Genomic DNA, 19,980 nt, shown 5'->3' with positions numbered 1-19,980 from the left:
AGCGGCCGTTGGATGAGAGGATGGCTGAAGTGAAGGTGATCGATCCTGGGCGCACTGGCGCGTCCGGCGTCGATGATATGGTGTCTCCGGCTACTATCCGAGCGTTGGCCGGATCTTTGGTCGTTGGAGCGATGTTTTGGGCAGGAGCGCTTGCGGTCCTTTTCAGCCTCTAAGAACGAATTAGGGTTGGGATATCCCGCGCCTGGGGTGCGTTGGTCTTCACGTTCACAACATTGCTTTTAGCCTTCTACTACCTGCGCGTGTTGCAGGACGTGTCGCGGCTGGCGATCGGCACGGGATGGTTGGAAGCTTCGTTCTAGTCGGCGGTTTCGGGTCGCTCGCATCAATAGTGATTCACCATGTCAGTGACGGGGCTATCACGTCCGAACTCGTTATCCTTGACGGCGCTGCCCGGCGCGTGGCCGGCTGAAAGGTCGTGATCCTCGCCTGCGTCCTACAGATCAGGCAACACCTGGTCTGCCACGCCCCACCCCTGCAACCCACGCGCGTTCGCTCTCGCAATCAGTTCGTCGCCGTCGCGGATGGTCCAGCGGGCGGCGGTTTCGATGTCGCGAAGTTCGGTCCAGGACACGGGAGCCGCGACGGGCGCGTTGGCCCTCGCGCGGGCCGAGTAGGGCAGGATCGCGGTGGCGCCGCGCTGGTTGCGCAGCCAGTCGATGAAAATGCGGCCTTTACGCTTGGCCTTGGACATGACCGAGACGAAGCGGTCGGGCTCTGCCTGGGCGAGCGCCTGTGCGAAGCGATTGGCGAAATCCTTGACCGCGGGCCATTCGGCCTGCGGGTTGAGTGGCACGACGACGTGGACGCCTTTGCCGCCGGAAAGCATCGCGAAGCTCACGAGTCCGAGTTCGGCCAGCTGGCCTTTGATATAGTCGGCGGCCTTCTTCGTGTCGGCGAAGTCGAGGCCTTCGTCGGGGTCGAGATCGAATACCAGCCGGTCTGGCTTTTCCAACGTCGCGACAGACGAACCCCAGCCGTGGAACTCGATCGCTCCCATCTGGACACATGCGACCAGCCCCTCGGCATCGACGATGTAGAGGTATGGCTCGGTCGAGCCGTCCTTTTCGCGAATGTCGACATGGTGGACCGCGGCGCCGAACGATCCGGCGTCATGCTTCTGGAAGAAGCAGGCACGGGCGCGGCCCTGCGGGCAGCGAACGAGGCTGACCGGGCGGTTGGCGGTCCACGGCAGGATCAGCGAAGAGACCTGGACGACGTAGTCGGCGAGATCGCCCTTGGTGAGTTCGCATTCGGGAAAGATCACGCGGTCGCGGCTGGAAACCTTGGCGGTGATCCTGGGCGCGGCGGCGACAGGCTGTGGGGTTTCGGCGACGACCTCCGCTGCTGGCTTGTCGGCGCGCAGGGCGATGAAGCTGGAGTGGCGGAGCACCTTGTCTGGGGTGACTTCCGCATAGGCCACTTCGGCGACCAGTTCGGGCGCGACCCAGCGTGCGCCGCGCACCGCGGCGCGCGGAGCCTCCACGGTTGCGGTCTCGCGGGCGAGGGGCTCGAGTTTTGCCGCAAGTTCGTCCATCGTCGCGCCGTCGAAGCCGGTGCCGACCTTGCCTGCGTAGCGCAACCTGCCGTCCTCGTGGACGCCGAGCAGCAGCGATTTTAGCCCGCGGTGCTTGTCCGAGGGCAGCCACCCGACGATCACGAATTCCTGACGCAGGATGCATTTGGTCTTCAGCCACGACTTGGTGCGCTTGCCCGAATAGGGAGCGTCGGCACGTTTCGAGACGATGCCTTCTAGACCTTCCTCACACATCCGCGCGAACAACGCCTCGCCCGAGCCGAGTACATGTTCGGAATATCGGAGGCGCTCGTCGCTGCCGATCAGCCGCCGCAGCCGCTCCTTGCGTTGGATATTTGGCAGCGCGCTCAGATCTTCGCCGTCGAGTGCGAGCAGATCGAAAGCGCAGAAGGTCATGTCGCCCGCGGTTGAAATGGCGTCCTTCAGGGTCGAGAAATCGGGTTTTCCCTGCTTGAAGGCGACGATCTCGCCATCGAGCAGAGCGGAGGTGACCGGAAGGTCGGCGGCCGCCTCGGCGATCTTCGCGAACTTGTCCGTCCAGTCGAGGCCGCTGCGGGTATAAACCTTGGCTGAGCGGTTGTTCGGGCTGCCACCAACTGCGATCAGGGCGCGATAGCCGTCGTATTTTACTTCGTGGAGCCACGCATTGCCGGGCGGGACGGCATCCACCAGCGTGCAGAGCTGGGGTTCGGTGAACGCAGGCAACGTCCTTTGTCCGCCCCGAGCTTTGCTCGGGGAAGGGGACCGCCGGCCGGTGGTCGGTAGTGGAGGGGGCGCCCCGCGCGTGTCGGCGTGTGGCTGCGCCCCCACTACCTGACGGCGCGGGGAGGTTCCCCTCCGCTGCGAAGCAGGGGAGGACTTGGAAGGCGTTCCTTCCGCGATCTCAACCATCGTGCGGCCCGTGGCGACGCTGGTCAGCGCCTCGTCGGCCAGCGTGTCCGTGCCGCCCGCCTCGGCGTCGTCGATCTTCCTCAACAGCCAGTTTTCGCGCTTCTCCTTCGCCTTTGGTTTCAGGCGGATCAGCAGCCATTCGCCCTTCATCCGTTCGCCATCGAGGACGAAGTGGAGGTGGCCCTTCTCCAGATCCTTGGCGGATTTGCCCGCGATTGGCGCCCACGTGCCGCGGTCCCACAGCATCACGGTGCCACCGCCGTATTCACCCTTGGGGATCGTCCCCTCGAACGTCGCGTAGGACAGGGGATGATCCTCGGTACGCACCGCCAGGCGCTTCTCTTTCGGATCGAGACTGGGGCCGCGCGTGACCGCCCAGCTTTTTAGGACACCGTCCACTTCAAGCCTTAAGTCCCAATGCAGCCGCGTGGCGTCATGCTTCTGGACCATGAAGCTGTTGCCGTTGCCGGGCGCGAGCATGCCCGCGGGTTCCGCCGTCTTGGCGAAATCACGCTTTGCGTTATATTGGGCGAGCGGATCGGCCACCGGTTCAGGCACGTTTCTTGGCAGCAGCAGGTTTCGGCGTCGCCGCCTTGCGCGCTGGCGGCTTCTTCGCAGGCGGCTTCTCCGCTGCCTCCTTAGCGCCGGGCTTCTCCATCGACTTCTTGAGCGCGGCCATCAGATCGACGACGTTCGATCCCTTGGCCGGGGCGTCGTCCTTGTCCTCGATGATCGTCTTGCCCCTTGCCTTGCGCTTGCGCTCGATCAGCGCCTTCAGGGCATCGACGTAGCGGTCGTGGAATTCGGATGCGTCGAACGCACCCGTCTTGCGGTCGATCAGCGCCTCGGCGAGGTCGAGCAGTTCGGCGTCAGGCTTGGTGTCGGAAATTTCGCGGAAATAGCTCTGCGCCTTGTTGACCTCGTCGGCGTAGCGCAGAGTCTCCAGCACCATGCCGCGCCCGCACGGTTTCAGGCTGACGACATATTCGCGACCGCGCAGCGCAAGCTGGCCCAGGCCCACCTTTCTCGTTCGCTTGAGCGCCTCGCGCAGCACGATGAACGCTTCTTCCGCCAGGTCATCGGCCGGGACCACGAAATACGGCTTTTCATAATAGATGACGTCGATCTCGCTGGCGTCGACAAACTGGGTCAGTTCCAGCGTCTTCTTGGACTCCAGCTTGACGGCGTCGATCTCCTCCTGCTGGAGGAGGACATATTCTCCCTTTTCGACCTCATAGCCCTTCATGATCTCGGTCGTGTCTATGGGGCCGATGCCGGTGACGACCTTCTCGTAATGGATTGGCTGGCCGCTGGGTTCGTGGATCTGCTTGAACGACACCGCGGCGCCGCTCTTGGTTGCCGAGTAGATCTCGACCGGGATGGAAACGAGGGCCAGGCGGATCTGCCCTTGCCAATATGCGCGTGCGGCCATGCGGGTAACCCTCGTTGCGGAGGCGACTCAATTCACGGGGAGGGGAGTCGTTCCGCCTCGTGGAAGTGCGGCGTACCGGCGTGCCCGACATAAGCGCTATGTTGGCGCACCAAGCCGTTTTACCGTATGGAGCGGCGCGATGACTGATCCGATCGCCCTGTTCGACTCCTGGTTCGCCGAGGCGCAGGCCTGCGAGCCGAATGATCCCAATGCGATGGCGCTCGCCACGGCGGATGCGCGCGGGCGGCCGTCGGTGCGCATGGTGCTGCTCAAGGGACATGGGACCGACGGCTTCGTCTTCTACACCAATCGGGACAGCCGCAAGGCGGGCGATCTGGCCGTCAATGCGCAAGCCGCCCTGCTCTTCCACTGGAAGTCGCTGCGCCGCCAGGTGCGGATCGAGGGTACCGTGACCCATGCGACCGATGCCGAGTCGGACGCGTATTTCGCCAGTCGCGGGCGGGACTCGCGGCTCGGCGCCTGGGCATCGGATCAGTCTCGCCCGCTGGATTTGCGGGCGACGTTCGAGGCGCGGTTCGAGGAAGCCAAAGCCCGATTCGAAGGCATTGACGTGCCGCGCCCTGCGCATTGGGGCGGCTACCGCGTCAACCCTATAGCAATCGAGTTCTGGCAGGATGGCGCACACCGTCTCCACGAACGCCGTCTGTTCGTGCGTGCAGGCGATGCGTGGACCGAAGGGCAGCTCTACCCATGACGCTGGACGAACGCCGCAAGCTGCTGCCGTTGGCCACGCGCGCGGCGCTCGCGAGCGTCGGGGTGGCGGTGTTCCTGTTCGCGTTGAAGTCCTTTGCAGCGTGGCACACCGGATCGGTGGCGATGCTGGGCAGCCTTGCCGATACCGGCCTGGACCTGCTTGCCAGCCTCGTCACCCTTTACGGCGTGCGGCTGGCCGCGACACCGGCGGACCACGACCACCGCTTCGGCCACGGCAAGGCGGAAGCGTTGGCGGCGTTGTTCCAGGTGGCGCTCATCACCGCGTCCGCGGTCGGCATCGGCTGGCGCGCGGTGCTCGCGATGGGGAATTCGGAGCCGACCAGGGATGCCGATTTCGGCATCGGCGTGTCGATCGTCGCGATCGCCGCGACGGGCGTGCTGCTATGGTATCAGCGGCGGGTGATCCGCACCACGGGGTCGGTCGCGATCCTGGCGGACAATGTTCATTATCAGGCGGACGTGCTGCTCAATGCCGCGGTCATCGCCGCGCTGGTCCTCGATCAATATCTCGGGCAGCATGGCGCGGACCCGCTGTTCGGCATCGCCATCGCATTGTGGCTGGCATTCGGGGCGTTCAAGGCATCGTCGAACGCGATCGACCAGCTGATGGACAAGGAATGGCCCGAGACGCAGCGCGCCGCCTTCCTCGACGTCGCCGCCCGGGAGGTGGGGCTGAAGGGCATCCACGATTTCCGCACCCGCCGCTCGGGCGCCCAGGACTTCGCGCAATTCCACATGGAGGTGGATGCCGGGCTGACGGTCGCGCGTGCGCACGATCTGGTGGAGGCGGTCGAGCACAACCTGAAGCGCGCCTTCCCCAAGGTCGAGGTGCTGATCCACCTCGACCCCGAGGGCCATGTTGATACCGACAATCCGCTGGTCGAAGCGGACGTGACCCCCCATTGGTTCGGGAAAAGATTGTGAGAATAGTCTTCACCCAGGTCGATGCCTTCGCCGATGCGGCGTTTCATGGGAACCCGGCGGCGGTCATGCCGCTTGCCCGCTGGCTCGACGATGCGATGCTGCTCGCCATCGCCGAGGAGAACAATCTGGCAGAAACCGCCTTCATCATTCCGTCCGACGGTGGCGAGGCGGACTTCGAACTTCGCTGGTTCACGCCTGCCGCCGAGGTCGCGCTGTGCGGCCATGCTACACTGGCGAGTGGCCATGTCGTGCTCGCGGCAGACCCCACACGGGAGCGGGTGCGCTTCGCCACGCGTCAGGCAGGGGTGCTGGAGGTCGCGCGGGACGGCTCGGGCTATGCAATGGCGCTGCCCGCCTGGGCACCGCACGCCAAACCGCTGCCCGCAATCGCCGCGGCGCTGGGCGCCGATCCCGCAGGCGAGAGCCTGTGGCATGACAAGGGCTATGCGGTCGTCGTGCTCGAAGACGAAGCCGCCGTCCTCGCGCTCGTCCCCGACATGCGCGCGCTGGCCGCTGAGGGACCGGTCGTGGCGATCGCCACCGCGCGCGGGACGACGGCGGACGTGGTCACCCGGGTGTTCGTGCCCGCCTTCGGCATTGACGAAGACCCGGTCACCGGCTCCGCGCATGCGGTGATCGCACCGTGGTGGGCGCAACGGCTCGGCCGCGACGCCTTCACCGCCTATCAGGCCAGCGCGCGCGGGGGGCGGATCGGGTGCAGCGTCGCGGGTGACCGTGTGACGCTACGCGGTGGGTGCGTGACGGTGATCGAGGGCATTTTCCTGCTGCCGTGAGGAACCGTGTCGCGAACTATGGCCATGCCCAAAGGATCGAGGCATTCGGCGCGAGGAACATTCACCGCGGACTTAGTTCGAATCCTTGGTTTTGACGCGAACCAGGACGTCGGGCTTGCCCGCATTTGCGACATAGGTGACCCGCAGGATTGCCGGCCCGGTGGGAACCGCACCCTGGTTGCTTTCGGTATCTACCCCGTTCGCAGCCACCTCGACGGCGGCGTTCTTGCGATCGACGGCCGCGTACAGGCTGACCGCGCCGATTCCCGTTACCTTTGGCGGTGCCACCAGCCGGGGTTGCGGCTTCAGGTTCTGAAAATAGGCCGCGAGTTGCAACCCGGCCGCCAGCACGGCTGCGCGCTCGGCGGGTGTCGCGCTGGGCGGAAGCAGCCAGGCCAGTTTGACGGTGGTCAGCGCCTTGGATTTCGCGCCGAAGATATAGGTCACGGTAGCCGAGCCCGGACCGGGTTCCAGCGTGGCGAGGCTGACCTGGAGCAGCTTGGTTCCCTCTGCCGTGTTCGATGCGTCGGCGATGGTCGTGCCGGGAAAATCCACCCCGATCGCAGCGCGTGCTTCGGCTTCGCTCATGCCGAACGCGGTGTGGCGGAAGCCATTGATCTCATATTCCTGCGCGGCGGACGTCTGGGCGAAGGCGGCCACGGGCGTGCCAGCGCATAGCGCGAAGGCGAAGAGATGGGGGAAAGAGAAGCTGGTCATGGGCATGTCCCTGAAAGCGAGGGGCGATCAGAAATCGCCGGACTTGATCGTGGTGATGTCGGGCTGGTCCGCGGTCCGGGCAAAACTGACGTGGAGGAGAGCGGGACCGTCTGCGGCTGGTTGCCACGGCTGGGGAGCGGGCGTGCGCAACGTGTAGGGAACCCCCTCCAGCCGGACATCCACCGCGCCGCCCGCCTCGCCGCTGCCGGCGAACAGGATCAGCGTGCGCGGGCCGATCGCGGCGCCGCGGGTGACGCTGCCGATCTTCCAGTAATGGCCGACGAAGTCGGCGACGATGGCCGCGCCCGCGGCGGCGAGCGCGTCGCGCTGCGCCGGGGTCGGCGCAGCGACCTGCCAGTCGAGATTGACCTGTATCAGCCGCCCGGTCTTCGCGCCGAAGACATAGCCGACGAACGCCGGCCCAGGGCCCGGCGCCAGCGCGGGCACGCTGGCAACCACTATCGTCGTTTCCAACACCGGATCGCGCTGGTCCGCGGCAATCGGCGCCGCCGGAAAGTCGCGGCGGATCGCGGCGCGGACCTGATCCGGGGTCATCCCCCAGGTCGCGCTGCGATAGCCGCGGACGGCATAGTCGACGCCCTGCATCGCATAGCGGGTCGGCTGACCGGTGTCCGAAAAGCCGACCGCCGGCGGCATCGTCTGCGCGGACGCGACGGTGGCGAGGGCGACGATGGCCAGCATCGTAAAGGCGCGGCGCATCATTGTGATGGCTGATCCGATCATTTCGACACCATCTTCAGCTGGCCGTTGTCGATCACGATCTGCGCGTTCATCTGCCCGAATGTGCCAAGCAATTTCGCTTCTTCGGCCCGCAACGCCTGCGCGGCCTTCATATCGGCCAGGGTGAGGCCCGCGGGATCGGCGCTGACCTTTTTCGCCAAGGCCTGCTGGCTCCTGACAAGCGTGTTGACCTGTTCAGGAAGCGAGCCATAGCGGTCAGCAATCATGTAATACTGATCTTTTCTTTGTTGGTTGCTCATCACGAAAGCGACCTGTTCGGCAGTGGGTACACCTGAAGCATTCTTGGGAAGCTTCGCGAAATCGTCGCTCATGACCTTGGCAGCCGCCTGGCGCGCGGCTTGTTCGCGCGCCGGAGCTTCCGCTTCCCACTTTTCCTTTGCCGCTATATAGGCGTCGGCGTTGGCCTTGGACCTTTCCCTCTGGCACGCGCCGTTGCAGCTCAGATCATCGCCCAGGTCGGTGTAGAATTTTTTCGAGCCCACCGTCTCCCACGATTCGGCGACAAGCGAGCCGGCTTTCTCGATATTTTCGGTGCTGAATGACAGATTGGCCCCGATTTCCAGGCCGCCGATGCCGATCGCCAGGCCCAGGCTGAAGCTGATCGAGAAGGTCTGGTTTTCATAGCCGCTGTCCGACTTCGCGCCGATGTACAGCGACCCCGGCGTATAGACGGTGGCCGACGCACTGCCGGAAACGCCGCCGCCGCTCGCGCCGAGCGTGATGCCGGTGGACAGACCGACCCCGACGAAATTCTGGGTTTCCACGCTCAGCTTGCCGTTTTTGATAGCAATTTTGTTTTCCGCGAACGCGGTCGCGAAGGCATCGCTGGCCGATGACAATTCGCCGCTCAGCCCGCCGCCGAGCGCGCCGCGGACGCCGGCGCTGGCCGCAAGGCCGGCCCTGACCATCGCGCTCAGTTCGATGCTGGGTTCAGCGGAGAACAGATTGATCTCGAGTGTGCCTTTGGCCTGGGCATAGGCGCTGTAGTCCACGAAGCCGGGACCGATCTGCAGGCTGACCCTGGCGCTGCCCCCGGCCGTCGCTTCCGCCTCGACCTTTCCTGGGGCGAGTTTGACCTCGGCGTCCACTTCGCCCGTGGCCCCGACAGTGACGCTCTTGTCGCCCGAGCTGGACGTCGTGCTGACGGTGCCGCTCGCACCGGCGCTGGCTTCGAGCGACGTGCCGTCGATCTTGAAGTCGGCCGACGTGTCGCCGTCGATCTTGGTCGTCGTCAGCGTTCCAGTCGGCCGCGGCGTGACCGGCGCGGCGATGGGCGGCTTGCTGATGGCGGCGGGCGCGACATAGACGCTGTTGGAGCCATCGATCAGGTTGCCGAAGTTGAAGATGCTGATGTCTTCAACGGCCAGTTCGCCGGGATCGGCGAACAGGCGGTAATTGCCGGCATCGGCACCCGTCAGCGCGATCGGCACGATCCTGTAGTTGCCGACCGGCAGCGTCTGCGCGGCATCGACGGTGAGGCCGCTTTGGGTCTGAAGCGCCAGTACCGGCGTGACGACATCGCCGGCGACCAGGGCGTTCATCGCGACGCCGTTCACGACCGGGCCGTTGCTGCGCAGATAACTGGCGACGCCCGGCGTGCCGATGGTCTGGAAATTGCCCTTCGCCGCGTCGAGATACAGCCGCCCGCCGCTGCTTATCGACACTTTCAGCGGCGCGGGCAGGATGAACACCGCGCCAGCGCTGCTGCCGGCTTGCGAGACGGCGTAGTTCCTCACCTTGGCGGCGTCGCCGAATAGCGCGATCGTCTTGGCATAGGTGCCGGCGTTGGTGTTCTCGTTATAGTTGAACACGGTCCTGCCGTCGGTCAGCTTCACGTCGTAGCCGACGGCGGCCTTGTCGATATCCAGGATGCCGCTGACGGTGGCGGTGCCCACCTCGTAACCGATGTACCGGGTATCGAATTCGCACCCGGCATTGCACGTCGGCAGGCTCAGCCCGCCATATAGCGCGCTGAATCCCGCGGAGACATAGGTGACCGGACGGGGTGTGACGGTCAGCGTCTGCGTGCCGCCGGAGTTGAAAATGATGTAATTTCCGGCATCGGTTCCCGTGACGTTCTGGAGCGAGAATTGCACGGTGCCGACGTTGCGGAGCAGTTGGCCAAACCCGAATCCGGTGCCGCTCGCGGCCAGCACGTCGCGGGTGCCGTCGCCGTAGAAGACCGATGCCGTCAGATCGTCGCCGGCGATCATGCCGGGAAGCGTGATGAGGTTGGCGAGCGGATCGCCATAGACGCCGCTGATGGCGCCATATTGCGCGGAGACTTCCTTCTTCAGGACCGCGAGCTGGGTCGCGCTGCCGGTCGCGTCATAGTTGAAGGCGTCGGCGCCTTGCAGCCGCAGGTCGAACCGGTAATTGTTGCTGGCATCCAGATTGGCGGGCAGATTGGCCACCGCGCCGATCGCCGTCGGGACGCCGTCCTTCTCCTGGATGATGGTATAGGCCGGGGTGCCGCCGCCGAGCGTGCCCGAAAAGCTGACGCCGAGCGGAACGACATCGCCATAGGTGGACACCGCCTGCGAGGTGACCTGATAGGTGAGGGGCCTGGGCAGGACGGTCAGCGCGACCGGAGCCTGCGCGACGACGGGAAGGGTATAGAGGCTTGCGTTGCTGCCGGTCAGCAGCCCCGTCGCCGCCCCGGCATCCGCGCCGAACGTCACTTGATAGCTGCCGGCCGAAAGCCGTGCAGTACCGCCGTTCAACGCACCAAAGGCGGAGGGGCTGCCGGAGGCGAGCGCATCGATTGCCCCGATCACGAACGGGCTGCCCGCCGCGGCGGCGGTGCGGCGCGTGTAGACCGTCGCGAAGATGCTGTCGCCGTCGATGACGCCGTCCAGCGTCACCAGACTGTTCGGATCGATGGTCGATCCATAGATGAGGGTCGCCGGGTTAACGCTGTAGGTCAGCGGCCTGGGCGTGATGATCCGGTTGCCGAAGACGTTGCCGGTGTCCGCAATCGTGTAATTGCCGGCAGCCGCCCCGGTCAGCCCCGAGATCCGTAAACCGAAGATGTTGATTTTGTCGGCTGCGGTAAAGCCGAAGGGCGAGGCCGCCACCCGATCGTCGCTGACCAGCCCGGAAAAGGTCACCGTGGGTTCGGCGGCGGCCGTTCCGTAGACCGACGTGACGTCGCCGGTCGTATAGGTGATCGGCTTGGGCGCGATGAAGAATTGCCCGATCGTGTCGGGGGTGAAGACGTAGTTGGCGGCATCCGCTCCGCTGATGCCGCTGGCGACAATATCGTACGGGCCGGCCGCCGTTTGCGGCGTTATCGCCACCGCGGTGCCGCCTCGCGCCAAGCTGAAATCGGTGAACCCGACGACGTCGCCCCTTGCCGCCAACGGAGACGCGCTGTTCGCCAGGCTGCCGACCGATCCGTAGGTCGCCTGGGCCGAGCCCGGCAACACGCCCAACGTGCCACGCGCGACCGTGATGGTCAGGCTGTTGGCGCCGGTCAGGACGTAATTGCCGGCCTTTTCACCCTGGAGCGCACCCGCCGTCGCGATATAGGAACCGGCGTTGACATAGCCTCCGGTCGATAGCGGGAACGACGGCAGGGTGAGTGACGTGGACACCTTGGCGGGGTCAAGGACGTTGTTCAGGAACGCGCCGGACCCGATGCCATCGGGACGGACGCCATAGCTCAACAGGCGGGGAGCGGTATCGAGCGTGATCGGCCGCGGCGTGACCGTATAGGTGCCCAGCGTGTTGCCGGTGGCGGACAGCGCGTAATTCGGATTGCCGGCGATCAGCGCCTCGACCGCATAGGTGCCGACGTTGCGGTAATCGTCGAAGGTCTGGATTCGCTCGGTGCCGCCGACGAACTGCGCGGTGGCGACCGAGCCTTCGTCGCCGGCCAGCACGCCGCCGAAAGTGATCGCGCCCGAGAAATTATAGGGGTCGCCGTAAACCGACGTGCTGGCGCCGATCGCATAGGTGATCGGCTTGGGTGTCACGGTCAGCGATCCGAACGAGCGGGTGGCGGACAGCCGGTAATTGCCCGCCGCCGCGCCGGTCAGCGTATCGGCGCGGGTGACGTAATTGCCGACCGACGTCCGTGCCGACACCGCAGCGCCCGCCACCAGTACCAGCGGCGCGACGTCGTCGCCTGCCACGACACCGTCCAGCGTGACCGGCAGGGCCGCCATCGTGCCATAGACCGACGTCGCGGATCCCAACGTATAGCCGAGCGTCCGGCGATCGATCGTCAGCGCCCCGCCGGTGCCGCTGCCCAGCACATAGTTGGACGCCGCCGCGCCGGTGATGCCGGTGACCGCCACGGTATAGGCGCCCGCCGGGGTACGCGCGTCGAGCGCGACCGGCGTCGATCCGGACAGCAGCGCGGTAACCGCGCTCACGCTGTCGCCATTCACCAGACTGGAGAAGCTGATCGCGCCCGGGCTGGCGAGCGATCCGTACGTCGATGTCGCGAGCGATCCGGTATAGCCCAGGGTGCGCGGCGTGATCGTCATGATGCCGGGCGTGTTGCCGGTGGTCGCCAGCACATAGTTCTGCGAGCCCGCCCCGCCCAGCGACCCGACGCTGAGCGTATAGGCGCCGACGCCGTTGTTCAGCGCGGCGAAGTCGACCGTGCCGCCGCCCGGCCCGGTGGTCAGCAGCGATCCGGTCAGCGATGCATTGACGCCGCCGTTGAAGGTGATTGTCGGCGCGGCAGCCGTAGTGCCATAGATCCTGTTGAAGCTGGCGATGCTGTAGGTGACCGTGCCTGGAGTGACGGTCAGCGTCGCCGTCGTCGTCGGGCCGGCGAACAGGTCGATGCGGTAATTGCCGCTCTGCGCACCGCTGATGCCGGTCAGGTTGAACGCATGGCTGCCGACATCGGGGTTGAAGCCGATCCCGGTCGCGCCCACCGCGACGGCACCGCCATTGTAGTTGAACAGCGATCCCGCGGCAAAGACCTCGTCGCCGCTCACCACGCCCGACAGCGTCGCGATGGCGGCGGGGGTGCCGTAGCTCTGGGTGACGTCGGCGACGGTATAGCTCAGTTGCAGGCGGTTTATCGTCAGCGTGCCGGTGGTGTTGCCGGTAGTGGCGAGGGTGTAATTGCCCGCCGCAGTGCCGGTCAGTTGCGGCGTGATCGCATAGCTGCCCGCCGCGGTCCGATCGGCCAGCGTCAGCGCCTGGCCGCCGAGCAGTCGTGTCACACCGACGGTATCGCCCGCGACCACGCCCGACAGCGTCGGCGTCGCCACACTGGCCAGCGTGCCATAGGTCGATGTGACGCTGCTCGCGCTATAGGTCAGCGTCTTGGGATTTATGATCGCGGCGCCAACGCTGCTGTTTGCGGCGTCGATGGCGTAATTGCCGGCCGCCGAACCGGTCAGCGCGGATGCGACGGTGGTGTAGGTCCCGACGCCGGTCGTGGCGGTCAGGCCGGTGGTGACGCCGCCCCGGCTGACGCCGGCGAGGCCGATCGCCACGTCGTCACCCGACAGCGCTCCCGACAAGGTGAAGCCGGTGGTGTTGAGCGTGCCGTAGGTCGAGGTCTCGGTCGAGCCGGCATAGGTCAGCAGCCTGGGCGTGATCGCCAGCGTCGCGCCGATCGTCCCCGACAAGTCGAGCGTGTAGTTGGCGGCGGCAGCGCCGGTCAGCCCGGTGAGCGTGAAGTTGCGCTGCCCGGCGGCCAGGTTACCGGCAAACGCATAGCCGCCGGCGTTGCCGCTCAGCGTCTGCGTGCCAAGGCCGGTAACGGTCGCCGCCAGCCCGACGCTGTCGCTGCCGACCAGCCCGGCCAGGCTGGCGACGTTGGCTGGCGTGCCGTAGCTGTAGGCGCCTGCGGCAACCGTGGCGGTCAGCGTCTTGGGGGCGATGCGCAGCGTGTCGTTGGCGGTGCGGAGGTCGACGAAATAGCCCGACTTGCCTGTCGCCAGTGCAAAGCCCGAGGTGGCGCTGGTCGTGACCGCATAGTCGCCGACACCCTGGCCCGCTGTCGGACCGGTCGTACCGGTCGATCCCGCTGCCAGGATAGCGCCGAGCGTGTCGCCGCTCTTCAAGGTTCCCGAGACGAGGTGGAGCGCGTCGAACGCGCCATAGGAACCGCCATAGACCGCGCTGTAATCGACCCCCGCCGCGCCCCTGCCCAGCGCGAGCCGGGTGGTGTCGGTGGCGCTGCTGCCTTCGCCGCCGTCGAGTATGCCGGAGTGGGTCAGGACGCCGTTTTCGGTGAAGCGGATCGCAGTGGCGGGGCTCGTCGCGGTCAGTGCGGATGAGGCCTCGCTGAGCCAGCTGACGGTTCGCCCGCTGAACGTCGCGCCGCCGCTGGCCTGGACGCGGATCGCGCCGTTCAGCGTCAATCCTTCGGCCGCGCCGAGCGACGCGGCGTTGAAGTCGCCGGAACCGAACAGCTGCACCGTGCGGGTGCCGGCGTCGATCGCGATCGACCGCGCGGCGATTGACGTCAGGCGCATGCCGTCAGCGCCATTGTTGGTCAGCCCCGCGCCGCTGCCGAGCGTCAGGCGGATGTTGCCGCCGGTCCCGCCGCTGTCGATCGCGCCGGTGATCTGCGCGTTGAAGGCATTGATCTCTGCCGCACCCGCCTCGCGATCGGCATTGATCACGCCGTTGGCCGCGGTGTCGTTGGCGACGACGGTGAGGTTGGCCTGATTGAGCGTCAGGAAGCCGCCGATCGCCACCGAACGCCCGGCGCTCAGGAACAGGTCGCCCGGATTGGCGCTGGAGCCGACGCTGAGGTTGGCGTTCCACTCGATGTCATTGCTGGCGCGCAGGAAGACGTCGGTGCCGCCGTCCATCAGCGTCTTGATATCGGCGACGTTGAAGGTCGCATCGGTGCCAGCGGCGTCGGCGTAAGCGACGCTGGCGGGGGGCGCCGCCCCGGTTCCGGCCTGGACGAAGATGTTCTTGGGATCGAGCAGCAGCGTGCCGCCGCGTCCTGTCGTCACCCGCGACAGGCCGGTGGTCAGCGTTCCCTTCGACGACAGCTCGATCGCGCCGCCAACGGCGCCGGTTGCGGTGACGGTGCCCGACTGGCGCGTCCGATCGCTGCTCCACGCGACGATCGCGCCGCCGGCCGTGCCGCCCGAAGCATCGATCGTCGACCCGGCATCGATCGCGGTCGTGCGTGCCGCCGCAAGCGCGGCCACCTGTCCGAAGCCAGCCGTGAAGATGCGCCCAAGCGCCGCATCGGTCGCGCCCCCTTGAAACGCGCCGCCGACCCGCACCAGGCCGCCGCGCTCGATGCCGGCCGCGCTCAGCGTCGCGCCGGTGAGCGCGACGTCGCCGCCGGTCACGTCGATCCGTCCGCCCAGCTGACCGGAAACGTCGACAGTGCCGGCAATGCCGACCGCGCCATCGCCGCCGTCGAGCAGCACGGTGCCGCCCGCCTGCGACGCCGACGTCGCGCGGATGATCCCGGCCATGTTGATCGTCTGCCGCACGATCTCGCGCGCGGTGGCGACCTTCAGCATCACCGTGCCGCCGGTGGCGTCGATCAGGCCGGTATTGGTGATGAAGGCAGCGTCGCCCGAAAAGTCGCTGGGAATGGCGACCTGCAACAGCCCGTCGCCGTTGAGGTCGAGCGTCGCCTGTTTCGCCGCGCCGATCGCCACCCGTCCCATCGGCGATACGATCATCCCGTCATTGGACACCTGCGACCCGAGCAGTGCCACCGCGCCCCCCGCGATATAGCCGCGGTTCGCCACCACGCCCGTGCCGCCCCCGCGGAAATCCAGCTTGCCGCGCATGAAGTCGTCGTCGCCAATATCCAGCGTCGAGGCGACGAAGCCGCCGCGTGCCTGTACCTTGCCGGTCTGGTCGATGACGATGCCGTTGGGGTTGATGAGGAACACTTGGCCGTTGGCGGTGATGTCGCCGGCGATGCGGGACATCTCGCTGCCCTTGACCCGGTTGAGCAGGGCCGACGTCGCCTTGGGCTGCTCGATCGCGACCGTTCCTCCCGCGCCGATCGAGAAGCGCTGCCAGTCGATGATCGCGCGGTCGCTGGTCTGGCGGATCGTGGCGGCCGGACCAGCGGCTGTGATCGTCGCGGACCCCGCCGTGACTACGCCGCCGTTCGGCATCTCCTGCGCTCGGACGGGTAGCACACCGACAACCGCGATCGCGGAAGCCAGCAGCACGGAGCGCAAATGGCGGGTCGGAGCGGAAGTCAGGCGGGGCATCAGAACTGCACTCCCAGCGCAATATTGAGGCGATCACGGAGGCGGACAGCGCGGTTGGCGTCGCCGCGGCCATATTCGAGCGTGACAGACGGCGCCGCGCCCAGCGGCAGGCCGCCAGCGGCCAGCCGCATGCCAATCCCATAGGCGGCGGCGACGGTCGGAAAGAATGGATCGGCGCGGATCAGGTGAGCGCGTCCTCCGGCGGCGAAGACGTAGGGTACGATCTGCACGTTCGATCCACCGATCGGCAGCAGCCAGGCGCGAGCGACCTCGCCCCGCACGGTGACGCCGCCATCGGCGTTCAGCGCCCCCGCGGTGAAGCTCGACACGCTGTCGAGCCCGGTCAGGTCGAATGTCTCCGAATTGGGGACGACCGTGCCGAACGATGTCTGCCCGCGGACGATGACATCGGCCACGATGCCGCTGGCCAACGTGCGAGAGAGGGCAGCGCGCGCCTCGATCCGGGTGAAGCGCGGGTCCGATCCGCGCGAGGCCGACGCGTCGGAGGCCGCGATCTCGGCAGCGCTCCGGGCGCCGAACAGCCCCACTCCCTGCGACAGGGTGATAACCACCGCGGCGGTCCCGCTGCGCTGAGGCTGCCCCTGCCAGGACATGCCGCCGCGCAGCACCGTCAGCCGATCCTTGGCAATGACCGCGTCGAACGCCGGCAGCCGCTGCGTCTCGGACGCGATCTCCAGGCCGGTTCGTGCGGTCAGCACGCCGATTGCCGTCGTGATGACTGGCGCCGACAGATTGAGCGCGCCACGATACAATCGTCCGTTGCTCCGGAACAGCGGGTTGAGGACCAGCGGGTTGGTGTCGGAAACGGTGAACTCGGGATTGATCGTCACGCCTTCCCCACCAACCGGCACGATCACACCCCCGCCCGCCACGCGCCGCGGTGCATTGCCGCGGAAGGCGCGGTCCAGCCGCGGTTCGCCCGATAGAAAAAGATATACCTGCTCGCCATTCCCCGTCGGCGAATTGAGCTGCGCCTGGATATTGATGCCCCAGTCGTCGAAGCTGGAGCCGAGCCGGTTGTCGCCGCCGATTCCCCCGCCGGCCAGCTCGTGCCGCCCGTCGAGGATCAGTTTTGTGCCGCCGGGTTGTTCGCCGCGGGCCAGCGTGGAGCGCAGCGTGAGGCCGGGGACGCCGCTCGCCAGCGTCAGCCGGTGCTGCATCCGTGCGAGCGTGAGCCGGCGGTCGCCTATCACGGACGCCAGCCGCGCCGCGACTGGCGTCCGCGCCCGGCCGGGGACGGCACTGACGTCGACCGCTTCGATAAAGCCTTCGACGACCTTGATCCGGAACACGCCGCCATCATCGACGCGCTGCTTGGCGACGATCACGCGCGCCAGGAAATAGCCCGCATCGGCATAGGCCTGCTCGAGCGCGCCCGCGGCCCGGAACAGGTCGGCGACCGTTCCGCGTCGCCCGGCGATCGGCGCGACGATTGCGTTGGTCGCCGCGGCCATTTCCGGGTAGCCGCCGTCGGCCTCAATGCGCAATATCGTGACCGCGATGGTATCGGCACCGGGTGGGATTTCGCCGGGTCGGCTTTGGGGCAGGTCGATCGTAGCGGGTAGGGTCGCCTGTTGCGGCAGCAGCGATCGCGGGGTGACCTGGCTCGGTGCGATCGGCGCGCGAGCGGGGGGCAGGGTCTGTGCGGCGCCGGCATGGGGCAGAAGCGCGCCCATGCCCGCGATGGCGAGCGCAGCCGCGGGCCGTCGGTGTCCCCGCGCGTTACCCCGGCGCCGCAGCACCGCGAAGCCCGCGGCGTTTCTGTTCATCGACTGCACATCGTCCCCCGCTCCGACCTGGCGGACGAAGGCAGTCGCTGCGGAACGCCCCCAGCGTCGACCCGCAATAACCCCGCCACCGTTTCCGGATCGCTAAAGCATCGCTAGCCGCACGCCGCCGGTTTGATGTAGGTCGATGACCTACAACGGGCGTGATGACCTGAAATACCGCCGGCGGATCGGATGGGGCGGGCAAGGCATGTCTATATTTCGACTGTTGATCGTCGACGATCACCCGATCGTGCTGACTGGGCTCAAGCTGCTCCTCGACGACGACGGTCGATTCGCGGTGAGCGGGGAAGCCGCGTCTGCGCCCGCAGCCTGTGCCGAGGCGGAGCGGCTCCAGCCCGATGTAATCATTACCGACCTGACGATGGGGGAGGGTGACGGCATCGCCCTGATCGAAGACCTGCGCGCCCTGCTGCCGGCGACGCGGATCATCGTCTATTCCAGCCGCGACGAACTGGTGTGGGGTCCGCACGCGGTCCGTGCCGGCGCGCATGCCTATGTGGCCAAGTCCGAACCGCTCGACGCCGTCGCGGTCGCGCTCGACCGCGTCATGGCCGGGGCGATCCACGTCAGCGAGCCGGTGCAGCAGTTGTTGATCGGCGATCTCGCCCGCCAGCGCGATCGCCGCAGCGACATCGGCGATCTGTCGGCGCGCGAACTTCAGGTCTTGCGGCTCATCGGCAGCGGTGCGACGCTCCAGTCACTGGCCAAAGAACTCGGACTTGGGGTGAAGACGGTCGGCACCTATCGCGAACGGCTGAAGATCAAGCTGGGGCTGGACAGCGTGCGGATGCTCGAACGCTATGCGGCCGTTCACGTTGCCGGGCGGCTCGACCCGTCGTGAAAAACGGATTCGCGTGAAAGGCTGGCTGGCACGCTGGAACGTAACCGCGGCCGAGCAGGCCGCGTTGTCGTTCGAGCAGGTGCTCACCCTCATCAACATGCGCCGCGTCGAAATCGCGTGTCTGCTCGCGCTGTTCACCAAAAGCATCGAAGCGAGCATGGCGGGCCGGCCGACCCTGCTGGTCGTCGAGATCCCGACCACCTTGGGCTTCCTACTTGCATCGCTGGCGGTACGGCGCTGCGACAATGCCTGGGTCGTGCGCGGGTTCGTGACCGCGTTCCTGATTGCGGCGTTGATCGTCACCCAGGTTGCCGTCGCTGCATTGGGTAGCCAGGGACGGTTGACCAGCGGCTATCCCCTCATGCTCCTATCGCTGACGTTGCTGTTCGTGGTGCCGCCTCGCATCGTCGCTCTGGGGCTGGCGGCGCTGTTCGTCAGCTATTGCGCGATCGTCCTGCAAACGCCCACCCACCCCGCCGAACAGGCCGTCGCGATCGTTAACACCGCGATCGTATCGGTCATCGCGGTCGTCGCGGCGGCGCTGATCCATTCCGGGCGGCGGCGCGATCACGAGCAGAAGCGGGAAATCCAGATCCAAAACGATCGGCTACGTGATCGCAACGCCGAACTCGACACGCTGATGGCGATCACCGCGCACGATCTGCGCAGCCCGCTTTACGGCCTGCGCAACCTTTTCGACCTGACGGTGCGCCGGGCGTCGCGCGAACCCGGGTTGCCGCTCGTCGTGCTGGGGCAGGCGCTGCCGAGCATCGACGCGATGCTCGCGCTGGCGACCCGCCTGCTGGAGGCGCATGCCGCAGAGCACCGACCGCTTACCCGTCTGGTCGGGGAGGATGTCCGCGCGCAGGTGCTGGCGGCGGTTGGGCGGATCGGGCCGCTCGCCCAGTCCGCCGACGTTCGGGTGGAGGTGGAGGTGAGCGACCGTCCGCTGATCGCCACGTTCGACATAGGCGCGCTGGCGCAGATTCTGGATAATCTGCTGAGCAACGGCGTGCGCTTCAGCCCCGTCGGTGGTGCTCTGGTCGTCGCTGCTGCGCGCGACGGCGCTCATGTCGCGATCACCGTGCGCGATCAGGGGCCAGGGATCGACCCGGCAAGCCGGGACACGTTGTTCAGGAAATTTCACCGCGATCCTGGCCAAGACGCAAACGACATACCCGGCACAGGCATGGGTCTTTTCATCGTGGCAACGCTCGCCGAGCGCATGGGCGCAGCGGTGCGTTGCGAACCTGCCGCAGGCGACGGCGCGACCTTCGTGGTCTCACTTCCCGCCAGGCGTTGACTGCGCCGGAAGGAAGGCCTTTGCCGCCTTCATGCGGA

General features: G+C 66.8%; 11 protein-coding genes. 5 read left to right on the top strand and 6 right to left on the bottom strand.

Annotated features, from left to right (window positions below):
- Positions 1 to 454 precede the first annotated feature (454 nt).
- Entirely contained in the window at positions 455 to 2,992 is a 2,538-nt protein-coding gene (ligD, locus tag VF643_RS05750; protein ID WP_331042420.1) for a DNA ligase D, read from the bottom strand.
- 4 nt (positions 2,993 to 2,996) lie between these two features.
- Positions 2,997 to 3,878 carry a Ku protein gene (locus tag VF643_RS05745; RefSeq protein ID WP_331042419.1) on the bottom strand — a complete coding sequence of 294 codons (882 nt, stop codon included), beginning with the start codon at positions 3,876 to 3,878 and terminating at the stop codon, positions 2,997 to 2,999.
- Between the two features lie 139 nt (positions 3,879 to 4,017).
- Between VF643_RS05745 and pdxH the strand changes: the two genes are divergently transcribed.
- From pdxH to VF643_RS05730, 3 genes are read left to right on the top strand one after another with little or no spacing between them, the layout of a single operon-like run.
- Positions 4,018 to 4,593, top strand: coding sequence for a pyridoxamine 5'-phosphate oxidase (gene pdxH / locus VF643_RS05740; RefSeq protein ID WP_331042418.1), 576 nt, complete (start codon positions 4,018 to 4,020; stop codon positions 4,591 to 4,593).
- Positions 4,590 to 5,537, top strand: a complete 948-nt coding sequence (locus VF643_RS05735; RefSeq protein ID WP_331042417.1) for a cation diffusion facilitator family transporter — start codon at positions 4,590 to 4,592, stop codon at positions 5,535 to 5,537. Before pdxH ends, VF643_RS05735 begins: the two co-directional genes overlap by 4 nt.
- The gene (locus tag VF643_RS05730) at positions 5,534 to 6,331 is read left to right on the top strand and encodes a PhzF family phenazine biosynthesis protein (RefSeq protein ID WP_331042416.1); all 798 of its coding nucleotides are present in this window, start codon (positions 5,534 to 5,536) and stop codon (positions 6,329 to 6,331) included. Before VF643_RS05735 ends, VF643_RS05730 begins: the two co-directional genes overlap by 4 nt.
- A gap of 72 nt (positions 6,332 to 6,403) precedes the next feature.
- On the opposite strand, the gene VF643_RS05725 is transcribed toward VF643_RS05730, so the two are convergent.
- The 4 genes from VF643_RS05725 to VF643_RS05710 are packed head-to-tail and all read right to left on the bottom strand — an operon-like array spanning position 6,404 to position 17,777.
- On the bottom strand, positions 6,404 to 7,048 hold the full coding sequence (locus VF643_RS05725) for a hypothetical protein (protein WP_331042415.1): 645 nt from the start codon (positions 7,046 to 7,048) through the stop codon (positions 6,404 to 6,406).
- A gap of 27 nt (positions 7,049 to 7,075) precedes the next feature.
- Positions 7,076 to 7,792, bottom strand: a complete 717-nt coding sequence (locus VF643_RS05720) for a hypothetical protein (RefSeq protein WP_331042414.1) — start codon at positions 7,790 to 7,792, stop codon at positions 7,076 to 7,078.
- A complete protein-coding gene (locus VF643_RS05715; RefSeq protein WP_331042413.1) occupies positions 7,789 to 15,987 on the bottom strand; it encodes a filamentous hemagglutinin N-terminal domain-containing protein in 8,199 nt (2,732 codons plus the stop codon). Before VF643_RS05715 ends, VF643_RS05720 begins: the two co-directional genes overlap by 4 nt.
- On the bottom strand, positions 15,987 to 17,777 hold the full coding sequence (locus VF643_RS05710; RefSeq protein ID WP_331042412.1) for a ShlB/FhaC/HecB family hemolysin secretion/activation protein: 1,791 nt from the start codon (positions 17,775 to 17,777) through the stop codon (positions 15,987 to 15,989). Before VF643_RS05710 ends, VF643_RS05715 begins: the two co-directional genes overlap by 1 nt.
- Positions 17,778 to 17,985: 208 nt before the next feature.
- On the opposite strand from VF643_RS05710, the gene VF643_RS05705 reads away from it, so the two are divergent.
- Both VF643_RS05705 and VF643_RS05700 read left to right on the top strand, forming a co-directional pair.
- Entirely contained in the window at positions 17,986 to 18,639 is a 654-nt protein-coding gene (locus VF643_RS05705) for a response regulator transcription factor (RefSeq protein ID WP_331042411.1), read from the top strand.
- 13 nt (positions 18,640 to 18,652) lie between these two features.
- On the top strand, positions 18,653 to 19,942 hold the full coding sequence (locus tag VF643_RS05700) for a HAMP domain-containing sensor histidine kinase (RefSeq protein WP_331042410.1): 1,290 nt from the start codon (positions 18,653 to 18,655) through the stop codon (positions 19,940 to 19,942).
- Positions 19,943 to 19,980: the final 38 nt, after the last annotated feature.

It is taken from the genome of Sphingomonas sp. (genome assembly GCF_036387595.1).
GTDB lineage: Bacteria > Pseudomonadota > Alphaproteobacteria > Sphingomonadales > Sphingomonadaceae > Sphingomonas.
This window is presented reverse-complemented; position numbering and strand designations above follow the sequence as displayed.

Coding starts and splice junctions, on each gene's coding strand:
- VF643_RS05735 (WP_331042417.1), top strand. CDS start 4,590: ATGACGCTGGACGAACGCCGCAAGCTGCTGCCGTTGGCCACGCGCGCG.
- VF643_RS05710 (WP_331042412.1), bottom strand. CDS start 17,777: ATGAACAGAAACGCCGCGGGCTTCGCGGTGCTGCGGCGCCGGGGTAAC.
- VF643_RS05725 (WP_331042415.1), bottom strand. CDS start 7,048: ATGACCAGCTTCTCTTTCCCCCATCTCTTCGCCTTCGCGCTATGCGCT.
- VF643_RS05715 (WP_331042413.1), bottom strand. CDS start 15,987: ATGCCCCGCCTGACTTCCGCTCCGACCCGCCATTTGCGCTCCGTGCTG.
- pdxH (WP_331042418.1), top strand. CDS start 4,018: ATGACTGATCCGATCGCCCTGTTCGACTCCTGGTTCGCCGAGGCGCAG.
- VF643_RS05720 (WP_331042414.1), bottom strand. CDS start 7,792: ATGATCGGATCAGCCATCACAATGATGCGCCGCGCCTTTACGATGCTG.
- VF643_RS05705 (WP_331042411.1), top strand. CDS start 17,986: ATGTCTATATTTCGACTGTTGATCGTCGACGATCACCCGATCGTGCTG.
- VF643_RS05745 (WP_331042419.1), bottom strand. CDS start 3,878: ATGGCCGCACGCGCATATTGGCAAGGGCAGATCCGCCTGGCCCTCGTT.